Genomic DNA, 15,879 nt, shown 5'->3' on the forward strand with positions numbered 1-15,879 from the left:
TGTGCTGAATTTGAGATGATCCGCACTGCCCGCGCCGACTCTCCGGCGCGGGCAGCAAGGGTGCCTGGAGGTCTTAGCGCACCCCGCGGCGGCGGATGGCGTCGGTAGCGAAGTCCTGCGCGACGCCCTTGATGTTCCATTCGTAGGCCGGCTGCGAGCGCTCGTTCTGCAGCGCCGTGACCATGTAGTTGCCGTTGGTCAGATCCAGCGTCACGAAGTTGGTCTGGAACATCACGCCCGCGTCGTAGGCCTGCACGAGCGGATAGGTATAGACCCGCCACAGGTTGCCGCGGCCGTCATAGCCTTCGGCCAGCGCGATGGTGTGGCTGTCCTCGTCGAGATAGAACGTGCGCTTGGAGAGCACGTGGGACATGCCCTGCTTCAAGGTCGCCTCGACCACCCATACGCGGTGCAACTCGTAGCGCATCAGGTCGGACTTGAGGCCGCCCTTGTCCACCATGTCCGCGTACTTGAGCTTGGGGTCCATCTGCTTGTAGGCGTTGTAGGGGATGAACATCTCCTTCTTGCCCACCAGTTTCCACTCGTAGCGGTCCAGCGCGCCGTGGAAGCCCCAGTAGTCATCGGTGGTGCGCATGCCCTCGGTGCCGTCGTCGATGTTGTCGTAGGCGAGGTCGGGTGCGCGACGAACGCGACGCTGGCCGGCGTTGTAGATCCACGCCTGGCGTTCGCCTTCGGTGTAATCGAGCGGATCGCGAACGAGATAGATGGTGCCGACCAGTGTGGCCGGGGCATCGTAGCCCCCGAAGAAAGAGAACGCGTTGCCACCCTGGGACGGCTCCATGTTCTGCCCCTGCACCATGTGCTCGCAGAAGCCGACCTTATAGTAGTCCCCCGAGCCCCTCACCGGCAGCCAGTCGCGGCAGGCCTTGTAGCCGCCGAAGTACTTGGTGGTCTGGTTGTACATCGCCTCGATGCCGTTCTTCGGGACCGGGAAGGGCGTGCCGGGCACGTCGTAGTTCTCGATGGCGATGCCATTCACCTTGGCCTTGGCCGCCTTGGCTTTCGTTTCCGCATAGACGGCCGGCGGATGCGCAAAGGTGCGATGGGTCTTGTAGACCGGCAGGCTCTGGTTCGGGAATTTCTTGAGCATCGCGATCAGACCCGGCGACAGCTTGTCCTTGTACTGATCGGCGTTCTGCGCAGTGATCGTGAAGAGCGGCTTCTCATCCTTGAACGGATCGACGTAGCCCTGCTTCGGATCCCAGCCCGCGGGCGGCTTCGTCAGGCCGCCGGTCCATGCAGGAATCGAGCCGTCGGCGTTGCCGGCCATCTCAGCACCATTCGGGGTCAGATCCTTGCCGAGCCGTTCGAGCTCGTTCGAGGCCATCTCGGCCGATGCCATTGGCACCGACGCAACCATCATCGCGCAGGCGATCGTGCGTACAGCGGTCTTGATCATTTCCATGTCTCCTTGGTTTCTTAGAAACTCATGCTCACGGTGGCCGAGTAGAAGTCGCGATCGCGCAGCGGGTCGAACTTGGCATCGCGGTTGTAGCGGACCGCGTTCAGTTCGAGGTTGTATTTCTTCGCGTACGAGAATCGCGCACCGAGGCCGAGCACCTGGCGTCCTTCCGAGAACTGGCTGTCGACCGACCATCCGTCGACGTCGTGCGACCAGAACACACTGGGCTGGAAGGTGATGCCGCTGTTGTAGATGTTGTTGTAGGTCAGCTCCATCTTCAGGCGATATCCCCAGGCGAAGTCGGTCACGTAACCGTCGTCACCACAGCCTTCCTTGGAGATATTCAGAGCGGCGCAGGGTGCGCCGTAGCTGGCCGCAGGCCCCGGCCCGAAGATGAAGGGCCGGTTATAGCGCAGCGAACCGTCGAGATCGTTCCACTGGAAACCCACCTCGCCGACGAAGAGGTATTGCTCGGCGCCGAGGATGCCGTTGCCGACCTTGATCGTGTTGAGCTGCAGCTGGGTCTTGTTCGTACGCGTATAGCCGACCAGGTAGCCGTTGCCGGCCTGGGCTGCGAGTGCCGATTGACCGTAAGGACCGAACGGAACGGGGGTGCCGGGAACGATGAAACCGGTCGCACCGAGCCCCGACAGCAACAAGTCGTTGCCATCGATCTGCGCCGGCACGTCGCGGCTGTGGCTCACCTCGGCGCCCACCGACCAACCCTTCACGTTCGTCGCATAACTCAGGCCGTAGATCTTTATGTCTTCGGGGTATTCCCACTTCGACGCGAAGGGCACGGCCGAGCCGCGCGACGAGAAGTCGCCGAACTGCAGCGAGATCACCGGGGTACGCGAGTGGATCTTCATCGCATAGGCGCCGATCTCGGCATCCAGCGCATCCGCGTAGGTACGGAACGCGACGCCGAACTGGCCGCTGTCGCTCGGCTCATTGCCTTCGACGGTATTGACGAAGAAGCCGGAGTTCAAACCGAACGGGCTCGATCCGGCAATGCTGACCGCATTGAAGCAATTATTGGGACTGGCGCCGATCGACCCGCCGGCCACTCCCCAGTAGTTGCCGCAGCCTGCCTCGATAGGTGTGTTGCGCCACTTCCATTGGTAGAAGACCTCGACGCTGCCGATGTCGCCAAGCGTCTGGTTGGCCTGCACGATCGGGACCGGCAGGAACACTTCCTTCACCTGCACGCCCGGCTTGCGGAAGGACGGGACGTCGATCGGGTTGATCTGGTTGACGCCCTGGATGAACAGGCTCTCACCCCAGTTGATGACCTGGTTGCCCACACGCAGTTGCAGCGGGTTGCCGGCAATGTCGAAGCTGTCATACGCGTAGGCGTCGAGCAGGTAGACACCGCTGAACTTGTTCAGGCGCTCGAAGCCATCGTCCGACAGCGGCTTCTTCTTCGTGATCCGGTTCGTCGCGAAGTCATAGCCGTTGTAGCCGTTGGGCTGGTTACCGAGGTGGACGTTCTGGTCGTTCAGCGTGAAGTCGTGCCACGCCTTGCCGCGCACGAACGCGCCCATCGTCCCTTTCTTGATCTCCACCTCGGTGAGGAGCTTCAGCTGCGTCGAGAACGCATCACCGCGCTTGTAGTTGAGGTTGCCTTCGTCGATGGTGTTGTTGCCGGTGCCGTCAGTGCGGCCGACGAGCGCCCCGTTACCCTGACCGTAAAGCGCCGAATCCGGATTGCGGGCCCGGATGCTGGTGCCCAGCGACAAGGAGGAGCTCCAGTTGCCCTTCCAGCCATCCGCGAACTCGAAATCGAGCGCGTTGGCACCGCTGGAGAAGGCCATCGCGATCGCCGTGGCGACGCAAGGCTTCAGTACAAATGCCGTCCTGCTCTTCATGTGGTTGTCTCCTTCCTTTGTATTTGTCGAATCACCCGCCACATCACAACCCGGGGCCGGCCCCTCCGAGGCGCGGCCGGCATTCATCAATACGATTTGGGCAAATCCAGGACCTTCTCGCCGATGAAGCACAGGATCAGCTGCTCGGTGATCGGCGCGATCCGCGTCACGGTCACCTCGCGCAGCAGGCGTTCCACGTGGTACTCCTTGGCGTAGCCGAAGCCGCCCAGCGTCAGCACGGACTGCAGTGCCGCGTCATAGCCGGCGCGCGCGCCGAGGAATTTGGCGGTGTTGGCCTCGGCCCCGCAGCTTTTCTCGCTGTCGTACAGCCAGGCCGCCTTCATCGCCATCAGCCACGCCGCCTCAAGCGCCATCCAGCGTTCGGCGAGCGGATGCTGGATGCCCTGGTTCTGGCCGATCGGACGGCCGAAGACGACGCGTTCCTTGGCGTACTGGGTCGCACGGCGCAGTGCGTCCTGGCCGATGCCGATTGCTTCGACCGCGATCAGGATCCGTTCCGGGTTGAGGCTATGCAGCACGTAGCTGAAACCCTTCCCTTCCTCGCCGATGCGGTCGCTGTCGGGAACGAAGAGTTCGTCGATGAAGATGGCGTTGGAATCGACGGCCTTGCGTCCCATCTTCGCAATGCGCTGCACTTCGATCTTGCTGCGGTCGAGATCGGTGTAGAAGATCGTGATGCCGTCGGTCGGACGCTTGCAGTCCTCCAGCTTCGTCGTGCGCGTCAGCAGCATGATCTTGTTGGCCACCTGCGCAGTGGAGGTCCACACCTTCTGGCCGCGCACGATGTAGCCGCCGTCCACCTTCTCGGCGAAGGTCTTGATCGCCGTCGTGTTGAGGCCGGCATCCGGTTCCGTGAAGCCGAAGCAGCACTGGTCCTCGCCGCTGATCAGGCGCGGAATCCAGCGCGTCTTTTGCTCCGGCGTGCCAAACACGACGATGGGGTGCGGCCCGAACAGGTTGATGTGCACCGTCGAGGTCGCGCTCATGCCGCCACCGTGCGAGGCGACCTCATGCATCATGATCGCCGCCTCGGTCACACCCAGCCCGGCGCCGCCGTATTCGGTCGGCATCGTGATGCCGAGCCAGCCGGCCTCGGCCATCGCGCGGTGGAACTCGCGCGGGAACTCGCCGTCTTCGTCGCGCGCCAGCCAGTAGTCGTCGCCGAACTGGCGGGCAACTGCGGCGACGCCTTCGCGGATGGCCTGGTGATCGGGATTTGTCGAGAAGTCCATGTTTCGGTTCCTGGTGTTCTGCCCGTGGGGGGGGTTGGCGATCTACTGCGCCGGGCTGCCGGCCGTCGTCGCCGGCCCGGCGTTGGCGAGTGTCTTGTGCGCCTGCACGAGATGCGGGCGGTCGTACATGCGGCCGTCGATCCCGACCGTTCCGGCATCCGGTTGCGCTGCGAAGGCGGCGATCACCGCGCGGGCCAGAGCGAGGTCTTCTTCGCTCGGCGAGTAGCAACGGTTGATGACGTCCACCTGGTCGGGATGGATCGCGATGCGGCCGGTAAAGCCCCTGCGACGGGATTCGGCGCAGGCCGCTTCCAGCCCCGCCGCATCGCGAAAATCGGCGTGCAGCGTGTCGATCGGAGACACCCGCGCGGCGGCCGCGGCGATCAGGCACATCGAACGGGCCAACACATACGCATGCGACAGGGCACCATCCGCTTCGCGGTTCGTGCTCGCGCCGAGGGCGGCGGAAAGATCCTCCGCGCCCCAGGTGATTCCCGCGAGACGCGCATGCGATTGCGCGTAGCCGCCCATGTTCAGCATCGCCGCAGCGGTTTCCGTCGCGACCGTCAGGATGCGCGTGCGGCCGACCGGGATGCCGCAGCGGGCTTCGAGCACATCGAGGCAGTAAGCCAGCCGCACGACGTCCTCGATGCCGTTCGCCTTGGGCAACACGACACCGTCGAGCCCCTCGTCGACCACCGACGCCAAGTCGAACAGCGCGCCAGGTTCGCTCAGGGGATTGATGCGGACGAAGGCCTGCCAGGTTCGCGCCCCCCGCGTCTCGCCGAGGTAGCGCGACGCCATTTCGCGTGCAGTGACCTTGCGCGTTGCGGCCACGGAATCCTCGAGATCGAGGATCAGCACGTCGGCCGTCGAGCCGCGCGCCTTGTCGAGCTTCTTCTCGTTGTCAGCAGGCACGAACAGCAGCGAGCGCATCTTCATTGCACCGGCCTCTTGTGCATCAGCGCCTGGCGCAGGCAGGTCGCCACCAACTCGCCGCGCTGGTTGTAGCCGTCGTGCCGGAAGGTGACGATGCCCTGCGTCGGCCGTGACGCGCTCTCCCGCACATTCAGTACTGTGGTCACCGAGTTGAGCGTGTCGCCGGCGAAGACCGGCGCCGGGAACTTCACGTCAGTCATGCCAAGGTTCGCTACCGTCGTTCCCAGCGTCGTGTCCTGCACGGAGAGGCCGATCACCAGTCCCAGCGTGAAGATGCTGTTCATCAGGGGACGGCCAAACTCGGTTTTTGCGCAGTAGTCTGCGTCGATATGGATCTGCGCCGGGTTGTACGTGGCCGCGCAGAACCAGACGTTGTCCGCTTCGGTCACCGTGCGGCGGATCTCGTGCCGGAACACCTGATCCACCCGAAACTCGTCGAAATACAAGCCAGCCATCTTTGTCTCCGAATCCTGATACTTTTTTCTAACGTACTGTACGTTACCATACGATATGGTTTAAGTATTTGCAACTCTTTTGCGCGGTGTCGATGAGAATCAGGATCGAACGGTGAGTGCAGGTCCACCGAAAGCAGGCGGACCTGCACTCGCTTATCGGGCGGCGACGGCTGCGCCCTGCTCGTGCGAGATCTGCGGTGCGCCCGAGAACTTGTCGAGATCGTTGCGCCGCTGGATCGGCAGGTCCGGCCGCGGGCAGGCGAGCCCGGTGCCGGGCCCGCACATCCCGGTGCCGACCGTAAAGAAGGCAGGCGTGTCGTCCGGAAAGGGATCGGCGTTGGCCGTCAGCAGCGGCATCGGCAGCACATAGATGAACAGCTCGACCGTCTGGCAGAAGCCGATCACCGCGACCGCGCGCACCATGCCCTTGCGGAAATTCGAGCGCTTGCAGAATTCCATCTTCTCGACGCCGCGTTCGACCCAGGTCAAGCCCTTGTCGTCCTTGAAGTACAGCAGCACCGCGCACAGCCCCCACCACCCACCGAAGAAAATCGCTTCGTAAATCGGGAACTGGTACCAGTGGCCCGCGAAAATGCTAAGCGCACGGATGGAGCCGGGATAGGCGTAGATGCCGGTGAACCGGATCAGCGCCATTTCGAGGACCATGTCGAAGACCATCACGGCCAGCACACCGACAATGCCCAGTCGCAGGTTGGTGATCGCGGGGAAACGCGACTTCGCCCAACGCATCGCAGCGAGGCCGAACAGGCAGCCCCAGATCAGAAAGCCGGGATATCCGCCCGACCACGCGATCAGGGGCTCCGGCAGCAGATTTCCACGCGGACTCATCCAGCCGGGAATCTCTCCGGACAGAAAGCCCATGTTGAAGGCGTACGGGTTATATACGCAGCCCTGCTGGATCCAGTTCATCGACGGATCCCAGAAGATCGCGAAAAAGAACCCGATCCCGAGCAAGCCCAAGGTGTTCGGCTGCCCGGTCTGCCGGATCGGCTTCACCAGTTGCGTGTAGATGAAGTAGATCCACACCAGCGACATGCCGATTTCGACCGCGCGCGTACCGATCTTGAACTGGAGTGGCACTTCGACCCCCGGCGGGAGCACGGTTGGGCCGAAGTACGGCGCAGTCACCCAGTGGTAAACCACGTACAGCATGAAGCTGATAAAGCCCGCGCCGACTATCGCCCACGCCCGCACGACGGCCGTGCCGTCGGTGCCGCTGATGTCCGAAGCCGCGCGGCTTCGCGAAACGGTGATGCTTGCGTCCATCTGGTGTCCCCATCCAGTTCCAATTGCTGCGAAACCAGCCTCGCAGCGTCCGCGGGAATCCCCTTTCATTGATGTTTTGTCGGGAATCCCTGCGGAGGATCTTGATGAAGACCGTGCGGTGTTACACCTGACTAAAGTTGGGCACAGGACCAACTTCAGCACCGAAATGCTCGACGTCGGGAACTGTCCTGCTGACATCCGCGACGCATATGGACCTGTACGACGGCAAGGGCGTGGACATCGCGATGAGCAAGCTGGCGCCGTTCTTCGCTCGAACGGTTTGATCCACGGCAAGCAGCTTCAGTTCGCAATCTCATCGAAAGGGAAACTCATGACTGACACGAAAGTTTGGTTCATCACTGGCGCCGGCCGCGTCAACATCGCCAAAGCCGCCCCGGCCGCCGGCCACGCGGCGGTCGCCACCGGACGCGATCCCGCGAAGGTCATTGCTGCAGTCGGCAACCACGACCAGCTGCTTGCCATCAAGCTCGACGTCACCCGTCCGGAGGACGCCGTCGCTGCGGTCGAGGCCGCGGTCGGAAAACTCGGCCGGATTGATGTCCTGGCCAACAACGCCGGCAATTTCTTCGCCGGCTTTTTCGAGGAACTCAGCTCCGATCAGGTCCGCCAGCAGATCGAAACGCTGCTATTTGGACCGATGAACGTCCGTCGCGCAGTGTTGCCGGTGATGCGTCGGCAACGGTCAGGCCTGCTGCTCACGATTTCTTCGACCGCAGGTATCTCCGGCGGCATGTTCTGCACGGCGTATGCCGCCGCGAAATTCGGCATCGAGGGCTGGATGGAGTCACTGGCGCCGGAGGTCGCACCGTTCGGCACCCGTACGATTACTGGTCGAGCCCGGATTCTTCCGTTCAGAACTGCTCAGCACCGGCTCGACCACCTACGCGCAGCCTGCTATCGCCGACTACGCCGAGCGCACGCGGGAAACTGTCGCCGCCTAGAGCAGCATGAAGGCAAGCAAGGCGGCGCCCCTGCCAAGCTGGCCGACGCGTTGATCCATCTGACCGGACTTGCAGAACCACCAGCCCGCTTTGCCGCCGGGGCCGACGCCGTACTGACCTTCGAGGCGAAGGCCAAGACCTTGCTCGCCCGACGGAGGCCCTGCGCGAGCTGTCCTCGTCACTTGCTCACGACGCCAGTTGAAATGGTTCGCGTAGCAGACGACATCTGGTGAAACGCATTGGCGGAAGCTTTGGCCTGCGAAAGATCAACAGAAGTGGGCAGAGAGAACACCTCCCGACTTCACCTTTGACGTAAAGGCGTTTCGCCTTTTCACGCAACACCAGACCGATCCGCAGGCATTGCCGAAGGACATCCGAGATGCCCTGGGACCAGTGCAGAAAGGAAACGTGTATTACAAGGACGTACCGCCCGAGCTCAAGGATGAGTTATGGACTCGGTTTGCAATGGCCATGGAGCCGTTACGTGCTGCCCAAAAAGCTCGGGGTGGTGCTATTCCAGTTCCCGCCCTGGTTCGTGCCCTCCAGGGCGGCTTTCGATCACATCCTGGAATGCGCCGAACGGCTCCGGGGATTGCAACTGGCGGTGGAGTTCCGGAACCGGACATGGTTTGACGGTGATCGGGCGGCCCAGGTGATGGCGTTTGAACGCGAACACCGGTTGGCACACGTCGTCGTCGATGAGCCCCAAGGTTTCGCCAGCAGTGTCCCCGCACTGTGGGAGGTGACGTGCCCACACGTAGCGATTGTCCGGTTTCATGGGAGGAACACCGACACCTGGGACAAGAAGGGACTGAGCTCGTCCGGGGAACGGTTCAACTACCTCTATGCGGCTGCGGAGCTCACGGGGTTGGCTGAGAAGGTCCGACAGCTGGCACGGAAGGCCAAGTCCGTCCATGCCGTTTTCAACAACAACTTCGGTGACTATGCGCAACGGAACGCGGCCCAATTCCGGCAGATGATCCTGGGGCTATGACGGAGCCCTGATAGCGGGATGGATCGCCTTCGGCAGCGGCGACCAGTGAGTCGTCCAACGCGGCACTACCGATCGGTGACGCTAATCCGTACGCCGCGACCACCACCCCAAGCTGCACCAAGGACCAACTCGCTCGACGGCGAGGGACAAAAGTGAGGGTGCTCTGGCGCCCCTCCGAACTTCCACGTCCACGGACCAGCTTTGCCGAGCATCGGCCACAGCGCGCGGCACTCAAATGCGCCGGCCATTGCGTATAGACTGCTGTCATCTTTAAGAGAGCGACGGGGATGCAAGGTGGCACAGTACGATGAGAGGATTATCCAAGCCTATGCGGACGCCCTATACGAGCGGGCCGCCGTCATCGTGTTCCAGTACGTGGCCGGTGTGGGCGTGCTCGGAGCCGCGGGGGCGTATTTCAGCGTCGGCAACCAGACCGCAACTGCTGTCGGATTTGGCATCGGTGCACTGTTCGGATACGTACTCGGGCGTGGAAAGTCATTTCAGCTCCGTCTCGAGGCGCAGACGGCGCTGTGTCAGGTGCAGATCGAGCGCAATACGCGGTCCTCACCACGCGTGCCTTCGTTGATATTGGATGAGTGCGCGCCGCAGGCCATAGCTGCTGAGGGCAAGCCCCCCGCATCGAGCGAGCAGTCTGAGGCCATGGCTCGGGCAATCTTCTCGGATAACTGCGAGCTGGTGAAGCGGCTCATCGCAGGCGGAGTCGACGTCAACTCGCCCAATGAAAATGGCATCACCCCGCTGCAGATGGCCCGGAACTGCGAGCGACGTGAAATCACAGCATTGCTGATCGCCGCGGGGGCCCAAGAGTAGGGGCGCCAACGGCGGGCGCGACGGTCGGGAGGTCGGCATTACGGAAGGCTTTGCGCAATGCCGAAAACTTGCCGTTCAGAGTCAAGTCGACGGTGGAGATTGGGGCGGCAGCACAAGAGGTCCTGGCCAATGTAACGGGGCTTTGTGGGGGGCTTCTGCGGGATTCGCGATTCGTTCGCTTGTGTAAGTCGGTAGTGACTGGCCGACCTCAGCGAGAACGGGATGAGACAGTGGCAATCGTTTAAGTGGCGTCGGCAGCCGCCTCGCTCGTGGAGCCCGCGAGCTCGCGTTTGGGCTTGTAGTCGGCGCGCTCAACCCGGCCCAGGCACAGCGTAACGTCGTCAGCGGTCACCTGAAAGCCCGGCACCTTATCGGGGGCGCCCTCCGGAGAGTACATGAACTGCTTGAGGACGCCTTCGACCTGGACGCGCGCACCTCGCCGCAGCACGCGCGCGGCGTCCTCGCCGCGCTGGCCCCACAGCGACACGCTCATCCAGAATCCGCCGACCTGCTGATACTCGCCGTTGGCCTGGTCGTAGGCGTAGTCGTCGAAGAACACACGCATCTCGGCGACGACCTCATCGACCCCGTTGATGGGGACGTGCTTGAGAATGGGCGTATCGCCGAGATTGCCTTTCCCGCGAAATACGTTCGGCATGTTGTACTCCTGGGCGTCGAGGTAGAACACGACGGTGGCCGACGCCGGTGCCGCCGCCGTGCGGAAGACTACGGATCGTGCTGCCGGGCATGCTTCAGCGCGAGGCGCGCCTCGATTTCTCGCCGGTTGAGCTCGATGGCGCGCCGGTGGGCGCGCTCATACCACTCGCGCAGCGCCCCGGGGAGTTGAGCGAAATGGGCGTGGATTGCGCCCCAGGGGATGTGGCCGGCGCGGGGCCCGGCGCCTGCCGCACGCCAGCGCAGGTGAAATTGACCGGTGGCCTTGCGCCGATGCACCGACAGATAGAAGCTCCGCCCCCGCACCCGGCGTGTGAGCCGCGACAAGTCCTCCTGTTGGTGGTGAATCTTGTCAACACGGGCCTGCGCCTGCCGCACGTCGGCTGGGGCTCCGCCCCTACCCGTAAAGGCCTTTGCGTCAGCATCCTGTTGACAAGGCGTACTGCCGCAGCGCGGGTCGACGACATCGGCAGCACCCGGCGGATCCGGTTGCGCCATCGCCCTCACCAGCGCCTCAATCGACCAGCCCATCATCGGTTGTCTCATCGCCGGCTGCGCCACGTTCCGAATCGATGGCGGCGATGTCGGCAGCCACGCGCTCGAGCATGGCCTTCTCGGTGTCGGAGATCGAAATGCGGCGCTGGGAATGGCGCGAGATCTGGTGGCCTGCGTAGATGCCGGCTGGCACAGCCCCGAAGATCCCGGTGACCGCTGCGACACGCTTGCCGGCATTGGCGTCGGCGCCGGGCAGGAAGTCGGCGCGGCTGAGCGGCAGCAGGTCCGGCTTGGTGAGCCAGTTCTCGAACCGGATGAACTCCTCGAAAGCGGCACGGATCGGCCGGGTGAACTGGCGGATGGCGTCATGCGCCTCCTTGTCTGAGAACAGGGACTTGCGCCCGAGGGTCTTGACCACCCGGACGTAGTAGTCGAACTCCACGATCAGCTCGGCGATGACATAGCCGTAGGGGCTGCGGAATCCGAGTTCCAGGACCTTCGGCTCGCGCGACTTGAGGATGCCGAAGCCCAGTCCCTTGTCGGCCCGCTTTTTGAGTTCGGCGCTGAGCAGGGTCGCCTGGCGGTCGAGTGCCCGCCTGAGCTCCGGGATGCGGTGATCGGCGCGCAGGAGCGCCCAGTCCGCGTAAGGGTTGTTGTTGCGCGTGAGCGCCCACAGGGCTTTGAGGCTCGATGCGACCCGTTTGCCGCCGGGAATGGCATTGTAGTGCCCCGCGGGGTCGCGGCGGCGGCCCATGAACATCCGAAAGCCCTCTTTCGTGTGGAGGGTCATCGTATCCACACCATCGTCGACGAGCGAGCCGAGATCGCGCAGTTGGGTCGCGACCGCGGGTTCGACCGTGGCATCGGCGCCCGCGGTGACCCGGTATTCAGCCTCCATCTGCTTGAGCTTGTCGCAGCGTTGAAGATAAAGCTCGTAGCGCGCCCAGCGCGGATCGTGGGGATCGGGGTCGTCCGCCTCAATCAGATCGGCAAGCTTCTCGCGCTCCCTGGAAATGCTGTAGCGATCGGGAAACGGGGACCGATCGTCGGTCTCGAAGGGGATGGGGGTGCCGCCTGGGAAGACGGGATCGAGGAGCCCGGGCAGGTCGTCGTCAGGCGCAGGGGACGAGTGCGGGAGCGGTGGGGCGATCGGATGGGATGGCATTTGTCGTCCTCTAGGTGGCGTCGGTGAGGTCATCCGCGGGCGCCTCGACGGGTTGCAGTTGGGCCAGCGCCGGAATGGGTGTGAAGCCGGGTAGGAAGTCGCATTCGGGAAGCGGGCTGCTCAAGAGCTGCCGCAGCGCCGCCATGTCGACGGCGTACGCGCCAGTGGTGCGACGGACCTTGCGACTGCGGATCAAGCCCTGCTTTTCCAGGCGCAGCAAGGCGCGCTGGACAACCTGATGCCCCAGCAGGGTGTACCCGGCCAGTGTGCGGCTGGAGATGCGCACGGACGCGTGGTCCGCGGCCCGCCACAGCAGGGCAAGGAGGACTGCGGTGGCGGCGTAGTCACCGTTCAGGCGAATAAGAACCTCGAGGGTAATCTGCGACTCGGAGAGGGAATGTCCGGACATCGGTGAAGCACGGCTGGGTTAAAGGAATCCAAACGAAGTCGGCGTTGCACTGGGTCGGAGGAATCCAGCGGCGGTGGCGTTGCTGTTGGGTTGGATGAATCCAGCGCTTACAGCTTTAACGTTGGATTGGATGAATCCAGAAGATCGATGCCCTCGACATCCGAGTCGAACTCATGCACGACATGCCACAGCGTTGCGATCGAATGGTCCGGGAATGCGCGATGCAGTTCCACGAACTGACGCTGTGGCGGATGCGTGCATCGAATTCGCGACCAGGCGTTATGGACCGCTTCACGTACGCTCGGATCGGGAAGGGCCGGCCGGCCGCGCGGCGGCGGACCGGGACAAAGCAGCGCGCGTTGCTGCTGAATCTCCGTGAGGGTCATTTTGAAGAGGTGAACCAGGAGCGGCGGCTGCGCGCCGTGCATCACGTGATATTCCATCAGCCGCCGCATCTCGGCGATCGCGCAGTGCCGTCGATAGGCGGCCTCGAGCGTTGCGGGATCGAAATGGATGCAGACGTCGAGCTGAGGCATGCCGGCTATGGATGCGAGGTCGCGGGCGGATGCGCTACGCAGGGTATCCAGCAAGTCGGGGCTGAGCCCGGCCTCAAGCAGCGTCTGCAGCTCTCCGGTGTCAAGCAGGTGAATGAGATGCGACAGCAGGGCGTACCGCAGCTGCTCGCTTCTTATCGGGATCATCTTGCTCCTCCTACTTCTCCTCGGCGCTGGGGGGCTTCTCCGCGCACGCACGGTGATACGCGTCGAGGAGGGATCGTGTTGCCGCCCAGGAGGACGGATCGCGCAGCAAGGCCACCATGGGGTCGGCCTCGGAGCCACTCCCGTCGGCGGAGATTGACAGTTGCGCCAGGAGCCGGTGAGCGGCCGCGCGCCCGACGCGCCCGACCTCTTCGCTGCCGCCGCGGAGCGCGGGCAAGGGCTCGACGCAGAATCCTCGTGGTTGGCTGGGGTCCAGGCGGACGCAGTCGGACAACCGGAACACACTGACGAAGTCGCCGACCCGCTTCGAAAAGCGTACCCCGGCCCTCGCGTCCCTGCCCTTTCTCGTCGGCGGCGAGACCGCTGGCGCCGCGCGCTCCATTGCGTCTGTCGCATCGGACGCCGTTTCGCATGGCGGCGGCTCGCACAGGAGACGGCGGATCTCCGAATGAGGCAGCTGCCTCTCGGCACCGGCAACCGCAAGAGCGGCGCGCTCCGCGGCCGCAGGCGTGCACTTTGCGAGCGTCGCAAACTGCGAGGTCATGCGGGAGAGGATCATCTCCACGTCGTCCTTCCCGAGTCGCGGCGGATCGTCCGTTTCCCGGAACGCGTTGATCTCCGTGGCAATGTCGGCGACGAGTTCCTCGAATGCGGTCTTGCGCACCAGGGGATCCAGATTGAGTGCCTCGGCGAGTTTTTCGAGGCACCCGAACCGGGCGCGAATGGCGGCGGTGCTCTCGTGTGTGAGGTGCAGCCCGATCGGGGCCAGGTAGTCGATCGCGAAGAGGTAGTTGGATGCGGTAACGCTATGGAGCTTCAGGCCGCAGCGCTGGGCATGCTCGGACAATTCGCGCAGACTCAGCGGTCGCTGAAGCTCGGATTCGAGCTCGCTCTTGAGCAGTGCGGTGCCGCGGGCCTTTTCCCAGAACAGGGTTTCGGCGCGATTCTCGTTCTCGGCCAAGTGGGCCGAGATGACATCGGCCTCGCCCGCCCAAGGGTGCACCACGACGCGAATCCACTCGTAGCGCGAATCGTGCGTCTCAAGCCATAGCTCCTGCATGATCTGCAGGCGGGTATTGCCGCCGAAATAGCACATGTATCGGTTGGCACCCGGCCTGCGGGTCACGCTCAGTGCATCCTTCAGGCCACCCCGGGCTTCGATGGAGGCACGGATATCGGCATACCGCTTGTTGGTTCGCACGCGCGGGTTGCGATCGTAGCAATCGATGTCCATGCACCGCACGAGCGTCCAGCCGTCCACGTCCTCGCCCGGCTGAAGGTCGGCCGCGGCGTTGGTCGTCCCCTTGACGGCCAGGCTGTGTTGAACGAGCAGCGCGCGACGCTCCCCGGTCGTGGCATTGGACGCGGGCGGCAGGAGCTTTCCTCGCTTTTCCATGTGCTGGGCCAGTTCCTTGACGGAGATGGAGTCAGGCAATCGCGTTCTGGGCGTCATGGTCACCGCCAACCTCGCAGGGGACTTCTGACGGCACACCGGCGTGGACACCGTCGAGGCTCGGAATGAGCTCCCACAGGAGCGCATGCATTGCAGGGCACGCCTTGACCGGATCGACCCAGTGGACCGGGACCTGGGCCGTAGCTGCATTGCGGTATGCAACAGCGTGCGGTATGACCGTTTTCAGGAGCACGACCTTGCACTTGAGTTGCTGATAGCTCTCGCGAATGGCCTTGCCGATCTCACGTGCATCGCGAGTGTTTTCGTGACGGTAGATCATCGCCAACATTTGCGGCACGGAGATGCCGAACGCAGCAGCCGTTTCGACGCGGTTCAGCAATTCCTCGGTCCCCGACAGAAACTCGCGCGCCGAGAGAATATCGGGCGAGATCGGCGAAAGGAGCACATCGGCTGCCAGAACTGCGGCATCCTGAAGGTGCCCCACCGCGCCCTGGGTGTCGATGAGCACGACATCGTAGTGCTCATGCAGCAGCGGACTGCGCAAGGCGAGCTTGATGCGCAGCGCGCTGTCCATGCGCGGCGCCAGCCAGTCCTGGAGCGTCCCTTGCGGCGCATCGGAGATGACGATGTCCAGGCAGCCATTCGGGTTGAGCCGCGGCTGGCGACGCAGTGGCATGGGCGCGAGCGCGAAGTCGATCGTCGAAATGCAATCGTCGGTGAGCGCGCCCTGCTTGATCATCTGCGTCAGTCCGTGCCGCGCCCTCTTGGCAATGGGGTAATAGCGACTGAGGCTCGGCTGCACATCGGCATCGATCAGCAGGACACGCATGCCGATGTCAGCAAGCAGCGCGCCGAGGTTAGCGGTCAGGGTAGACTTCCCAACGCCTCCTTTAGTCGATACGGTGCTGTAGACGATCATCCGACCTCCTCCGGTCAAGCAGCGGCGGCGAGCAGGGGACGAAAGCGAAGGGAAAGCATGGGTGCCGGCGA

General features: G+C 63.6%; 16 protein-coding genes and 1 pseudogene. 4 read left to right on the forward strand and 13 right to left on the reverse strand.

Annotated elements, in window-relative coordinates; all coding sequences use genetic code 11:
• Positions 1-73 precede the first annotated feature (73 nt).
• The 6 genes from ToN1_RS03560 to ToN1_RS03585 form a co-directional block, all read right to left on the reverse strand.
• Positions 74-1,420 (reverse strand): DUF1329 domain-containing protein, encoded by a 1,347-nt coding sequence (locus tag ToN1_RS03560; RefSeq protein WP_169204625.1) that lies wholly within the window; start codon positions 1,418-1,420, stop codon positions 74-76.
• A gap of 20 nt (positions 1,421-1,440) precedes the next feature.
• On the reverse strand, positions 1,441-3,291 hold the full coding sequence (locus ToN1_RS03565) for a DUF1302 domain-containing protein (protein WP_169204626.1): 1,851 nt from the start codon (positions 3,289-3,291) through the stop codon (positions 1,441-1,443).
• Positions 3,292-3,377: 86 nt separating this feature from the next.
• Positions 3,378-4,544 (reverse strand): acyl-CoA dehydrogenase family protein, encoded by a 1,167-nt coding sequence (locus ToN1_RS03570; RefSeq protein WP_169204627.1) that lies wholly within the window; start codon positions 4,542-4,544, stop codon positions 3,378-3,380.
• A gap of 42 nt (positions 4,545-4,586) precedes the next feature.
• Entirely contained in the window at positions 4,587-5,486 is a 900-nt protein-coding gene (locus ToN1_RS03575) for an HpcH/HpaI aldolase/citrate lyase family protein (RefSeq protein WP_169204628.1), read from the reverse strand.
• A complete protein-coding gene (locus tag ToN1_RS03580; RefSeq protein ID WP_169204629.1) occupies positions 5,483-5,938 on the reverse strand; it encodes a MaoC family dehydratase in 456 nt (151 codons plus the stop codon). The genes ToN1_RS03575 and ToN1_RS03580 overlap by 4 nt, the downstream gene beginning before the upstream one ends.
• Before the next feature lie 153 nt (positions 5,939-6,091).
• On the reverse strand, positions 6,092-7,225 hold the full coding sequence (locus ToN1_RS03585) for a spirocyclase AveC family protein (RefSeq protein WP_210148008.1): 1,134 nt from the start codon (positions 7,223-7,225) through the stop codon (positions 6,092-6,094).
• Here ToN1_RS03585 and ToN1_RS03590 point away from each other — a divergent pair.
• From ToN1_RS03590 to ToN1_RS03605, 4 genes and pseudogenes are all read left to right on the forward strand, one after another.
• Entirely contained in the window at positions 7,179-8,420 is a 1,242-nt protein-coding gene (locus ToN1_RS03590) for an SDR family NAD(P)-dependent oxidoreductase (RefSeq protein WP_210148009.1), read from the forward strand. The two genes, ToN1_RS03585 and ToN1_RS03590, sit on opposite strands and share 47 nt — an antisense overlap.
• Before the next feature lie 64 nt (positions 8,421-8,484).
• A pseudogene (locus ToN1_RS25025) lies at positions 8,485-8,607 on the forward strand (DUF72 domain-containing protein); the annotation flags it as partial.
• A 64-nt stretch (positions 8,608-8,671) separates the two neighbouring features.
• Complete coding sequence (locus ToN1_RS03600; RefSeq protein WP_169204631.1) at positions 8,672-9,181, forward strand: DUF72 domain-containing protein; 510 nt, start codon at positions 8,672-8,674, stop codon at positions 9,179-9,181.
• 294 nt (positions 9,182-9,475) lie between these two features.
• The gene (locus ToN1_RS03605) at positions 9,476-10,012 is read left to right on the forward strand and encodes an ankyrin repeat domain-containing protein (protein WP_169204632.1); all 537 of its coding nucleotides are present in this window, start codon (positions 9,476-9,478) and stop codon (positions 10,010-10,012) included.
• 241 nt (positions 10,013-10,253) lie between these two features.
• On the opposite strand, the gene ToN1_RS03610 is transcribed toward ToN1_RS03605, so the two are convergent.
• From ToN1_RS03610 to ToN1_RS03640, 7 genes are all read right to left on the reverse strand, one after another.
• Entirely contained in the window at positions 10,254-10,670 is a 417-nt protein-coding gene (locus tag ToN1_RS03610) for a single-stranded DNA-binding protein (RefSeq protein WP_169120249.1), read from the reverse strand.
• Positions 10,671-10,738: 68 nt separating this feature from the next.
• Positions 10,739-11,221 carry a hypothetical protein gene (locus tag ToN1_RS03615; protein ID WP_210148010.1) on the reverse strand — a complete coding sequence of 161 codons (483 nt, stop codon included), beginning with the start codon at positions 11,219-11,221 and terminating at the stop codon, positions 10,739-10,741.
• Positions 11,202-12,380 carry a PFL_4669 family integrating conjugative element protein gene (locus tag ToN1_RS03620; protein ID WP_169204634.1) on the reverse strand — a complete coding sequence of 393 codons (1,179 nt, stop codon included), beginning with the start codon at positions 12,378-12,380 and terminating at the stop codon, positions 11,202-11,204. Before ToN1_RS03620 ends, ToN1_RS03615 begins: the two co-directional genes overlap by 20 nt.
• Positions 12,358-12,756 carry a hypothetical protein gene (locus ToN1_RS03625; protein WP_169204635.1) on the reverse strand — a complete coding sequence of 133 codons (399 nt, stop codon included), beginning with the start codon at positions 12,754-12,756 and terminating at the stop codon, positions 12,358-12,360. The genes ToN1_RS03620 and ToN1_RS03625 overlap by 23 nt, the downstream gene beginning before the upstream one ends.
• Before the next feature lie 107 nt (positions 12,757-12,863).
• Positions 12,864-13,457: an STY4526/YPO1902 family pathogenicity island replication protein gene (locus ToN1_RS03630; protein WP_169204636.1), complete on the reverse strand. Its 594-nt coding sequence runs from the start codon at positions 13,455-13,457 to the stop codon at positions 12,864-12,866.
• 10 nt (positions 13,458-13,467) lie between these two features.
• A complete protein-coding gene (locus ToN1_RS03635; RefSeq protein WP_244860957.1) occupies positions 13,468-14,928 on the reverse strand; it encodes a hypothetical protein in 1,461 nt (486 codons plus the stop codon).
• Complete coding sequence (locus ToN1_RS03640; RefSeq protein ID WP_169204637.1) at positions 14,903-15,808, reverse strand: ParA family protein; 906 nt, start codon at positions 15,806-15,808, stop codon at positions 14,903-14,905. The genes ToN1_RS03635 and ToN1_RS03640 overlap by 26 nt, the downstream gene beginning before the upstream one ends.
• Between the last annotated feature and the right edge of the window lie 71 nt (positions 15,809-15,879).

The organism is Aromatoleum petrolei (genome assembly GCF_017894385.1).
GTDB lineage: Bacteria > Pseudomonadota > Gammaproteobacteria > Burkholderiales > Rhodocyclaceae > Aromatoleum > Aromatoleum petrolei.

What these genes read in the sequence shown, in the direction of transcription:
- ToN1_RS03590 (WP_210148009.1), top strand. Translation starts at nt 7,179, where the DNA reads ATGTCCGAAGCCGCGCGGCTTCGCGAAACGGTGATGCTTGCGTCCATC.
- ToN1_RS03610 (WP_169120249.1), bottom strand. Translation starts at nt 10,670, where the DNA reads ATGCCGAACGTATTTCGCGGGAAAGGCAATCTCGGCGATACGCCCATT.
- ToN1_RS03625 (WP_169204635.1), bottom strand. Translation starts at nt 12,756, where the DNA reads ATGTCCGGACATTCCCTCTCCGAGTCGCAGATTACCCTCGAGGTTCTT.
- ToN1_RS03570 (WP_169204627.1), bottom strand. Translation starts at nt 4,544, where the DNA reads ATGGACTTCTCGACAAATCCCGATCACCAGGCCATCCGCGAAGGCGTC.
- ToN1_RS03620 (WP_169204634.1), bottom strand. Translation starts at nt 12,380, where the DNA reads ATGACCTCACCGACGCCACCTAGAGGACGACAAATGCCATCCCATCCG.
- ToN1_RS03580 (WP_169204629.1), bottom strand. Translation starts at nt 5,938, where the DNA reads ATGGCTGGCTTGTATTTCGACGAGTTTCGGGTGGATCAGGTGTTCCGG.
- ToN1_RS03575 (WP_169204628.1), bottom strand. Translation starts at nt 5,486, where the DNA reads ATGAAGATGCGCTCGCTGCTGTTCGTGCCTGCTGACAACGAGAAGAAG.
- ToN1_RS03585 (WP_210148008.1), bottom strand. Translation starts at nt 7,225, where the DNA reads ATGGACGCAAGCATCACCGTTTCGCGAAGCCGCGCGGCTTCGGACATC.
- ToN1_RS03630 (WP_169204636.1), bottom strand. Translation starts at nt 13,457, where the DNA reads ATGATCCCGATAAGAAGCGAGCAGCTGCGGTACGCCCTGCTGTCGCAT.
- ToN1_RS03640 (WP_169204637.1), bottom strand. Translation starts at nt 15,808, where the DNA reads ATGATCGTCTACAGCACCGTATCGACTAAAGGAGGCGTTGGGAAGTCT.
- ToN1_RS03560 (WP_169204625.1), bottom strand. Translation starts at nt 1,420, where the DNA reads ATGATCAAGACCGCTGTACGCACGATCGCCTGCGCGATGATGGTTGCG.
- ToN1_RS03615 (WP_210148010.1), bottom strand. Translation starts at nt 11,221, where the DNA reads ATGATGGGCTGGTCGATTGAGGCGCTGGTGAGGGCGATGGCGCAACCG.
- ToN1_RS03565 (WP_169204626.1), bottom strand. Translation starts at nt 3,291, where the DNA reads ATGAAGAGCAGGACGGCATTTGTACTGAAGCCTTGCGTCGCCACGGCG.
- ToN1_RS03635 (WP_244860957.1), bottom strand. Translation starts at nt 14,928, where the DNA reads ATGACGCCCAGAACGCGATTGCCTGACTCCATCTCCGTCAAGGAACTG.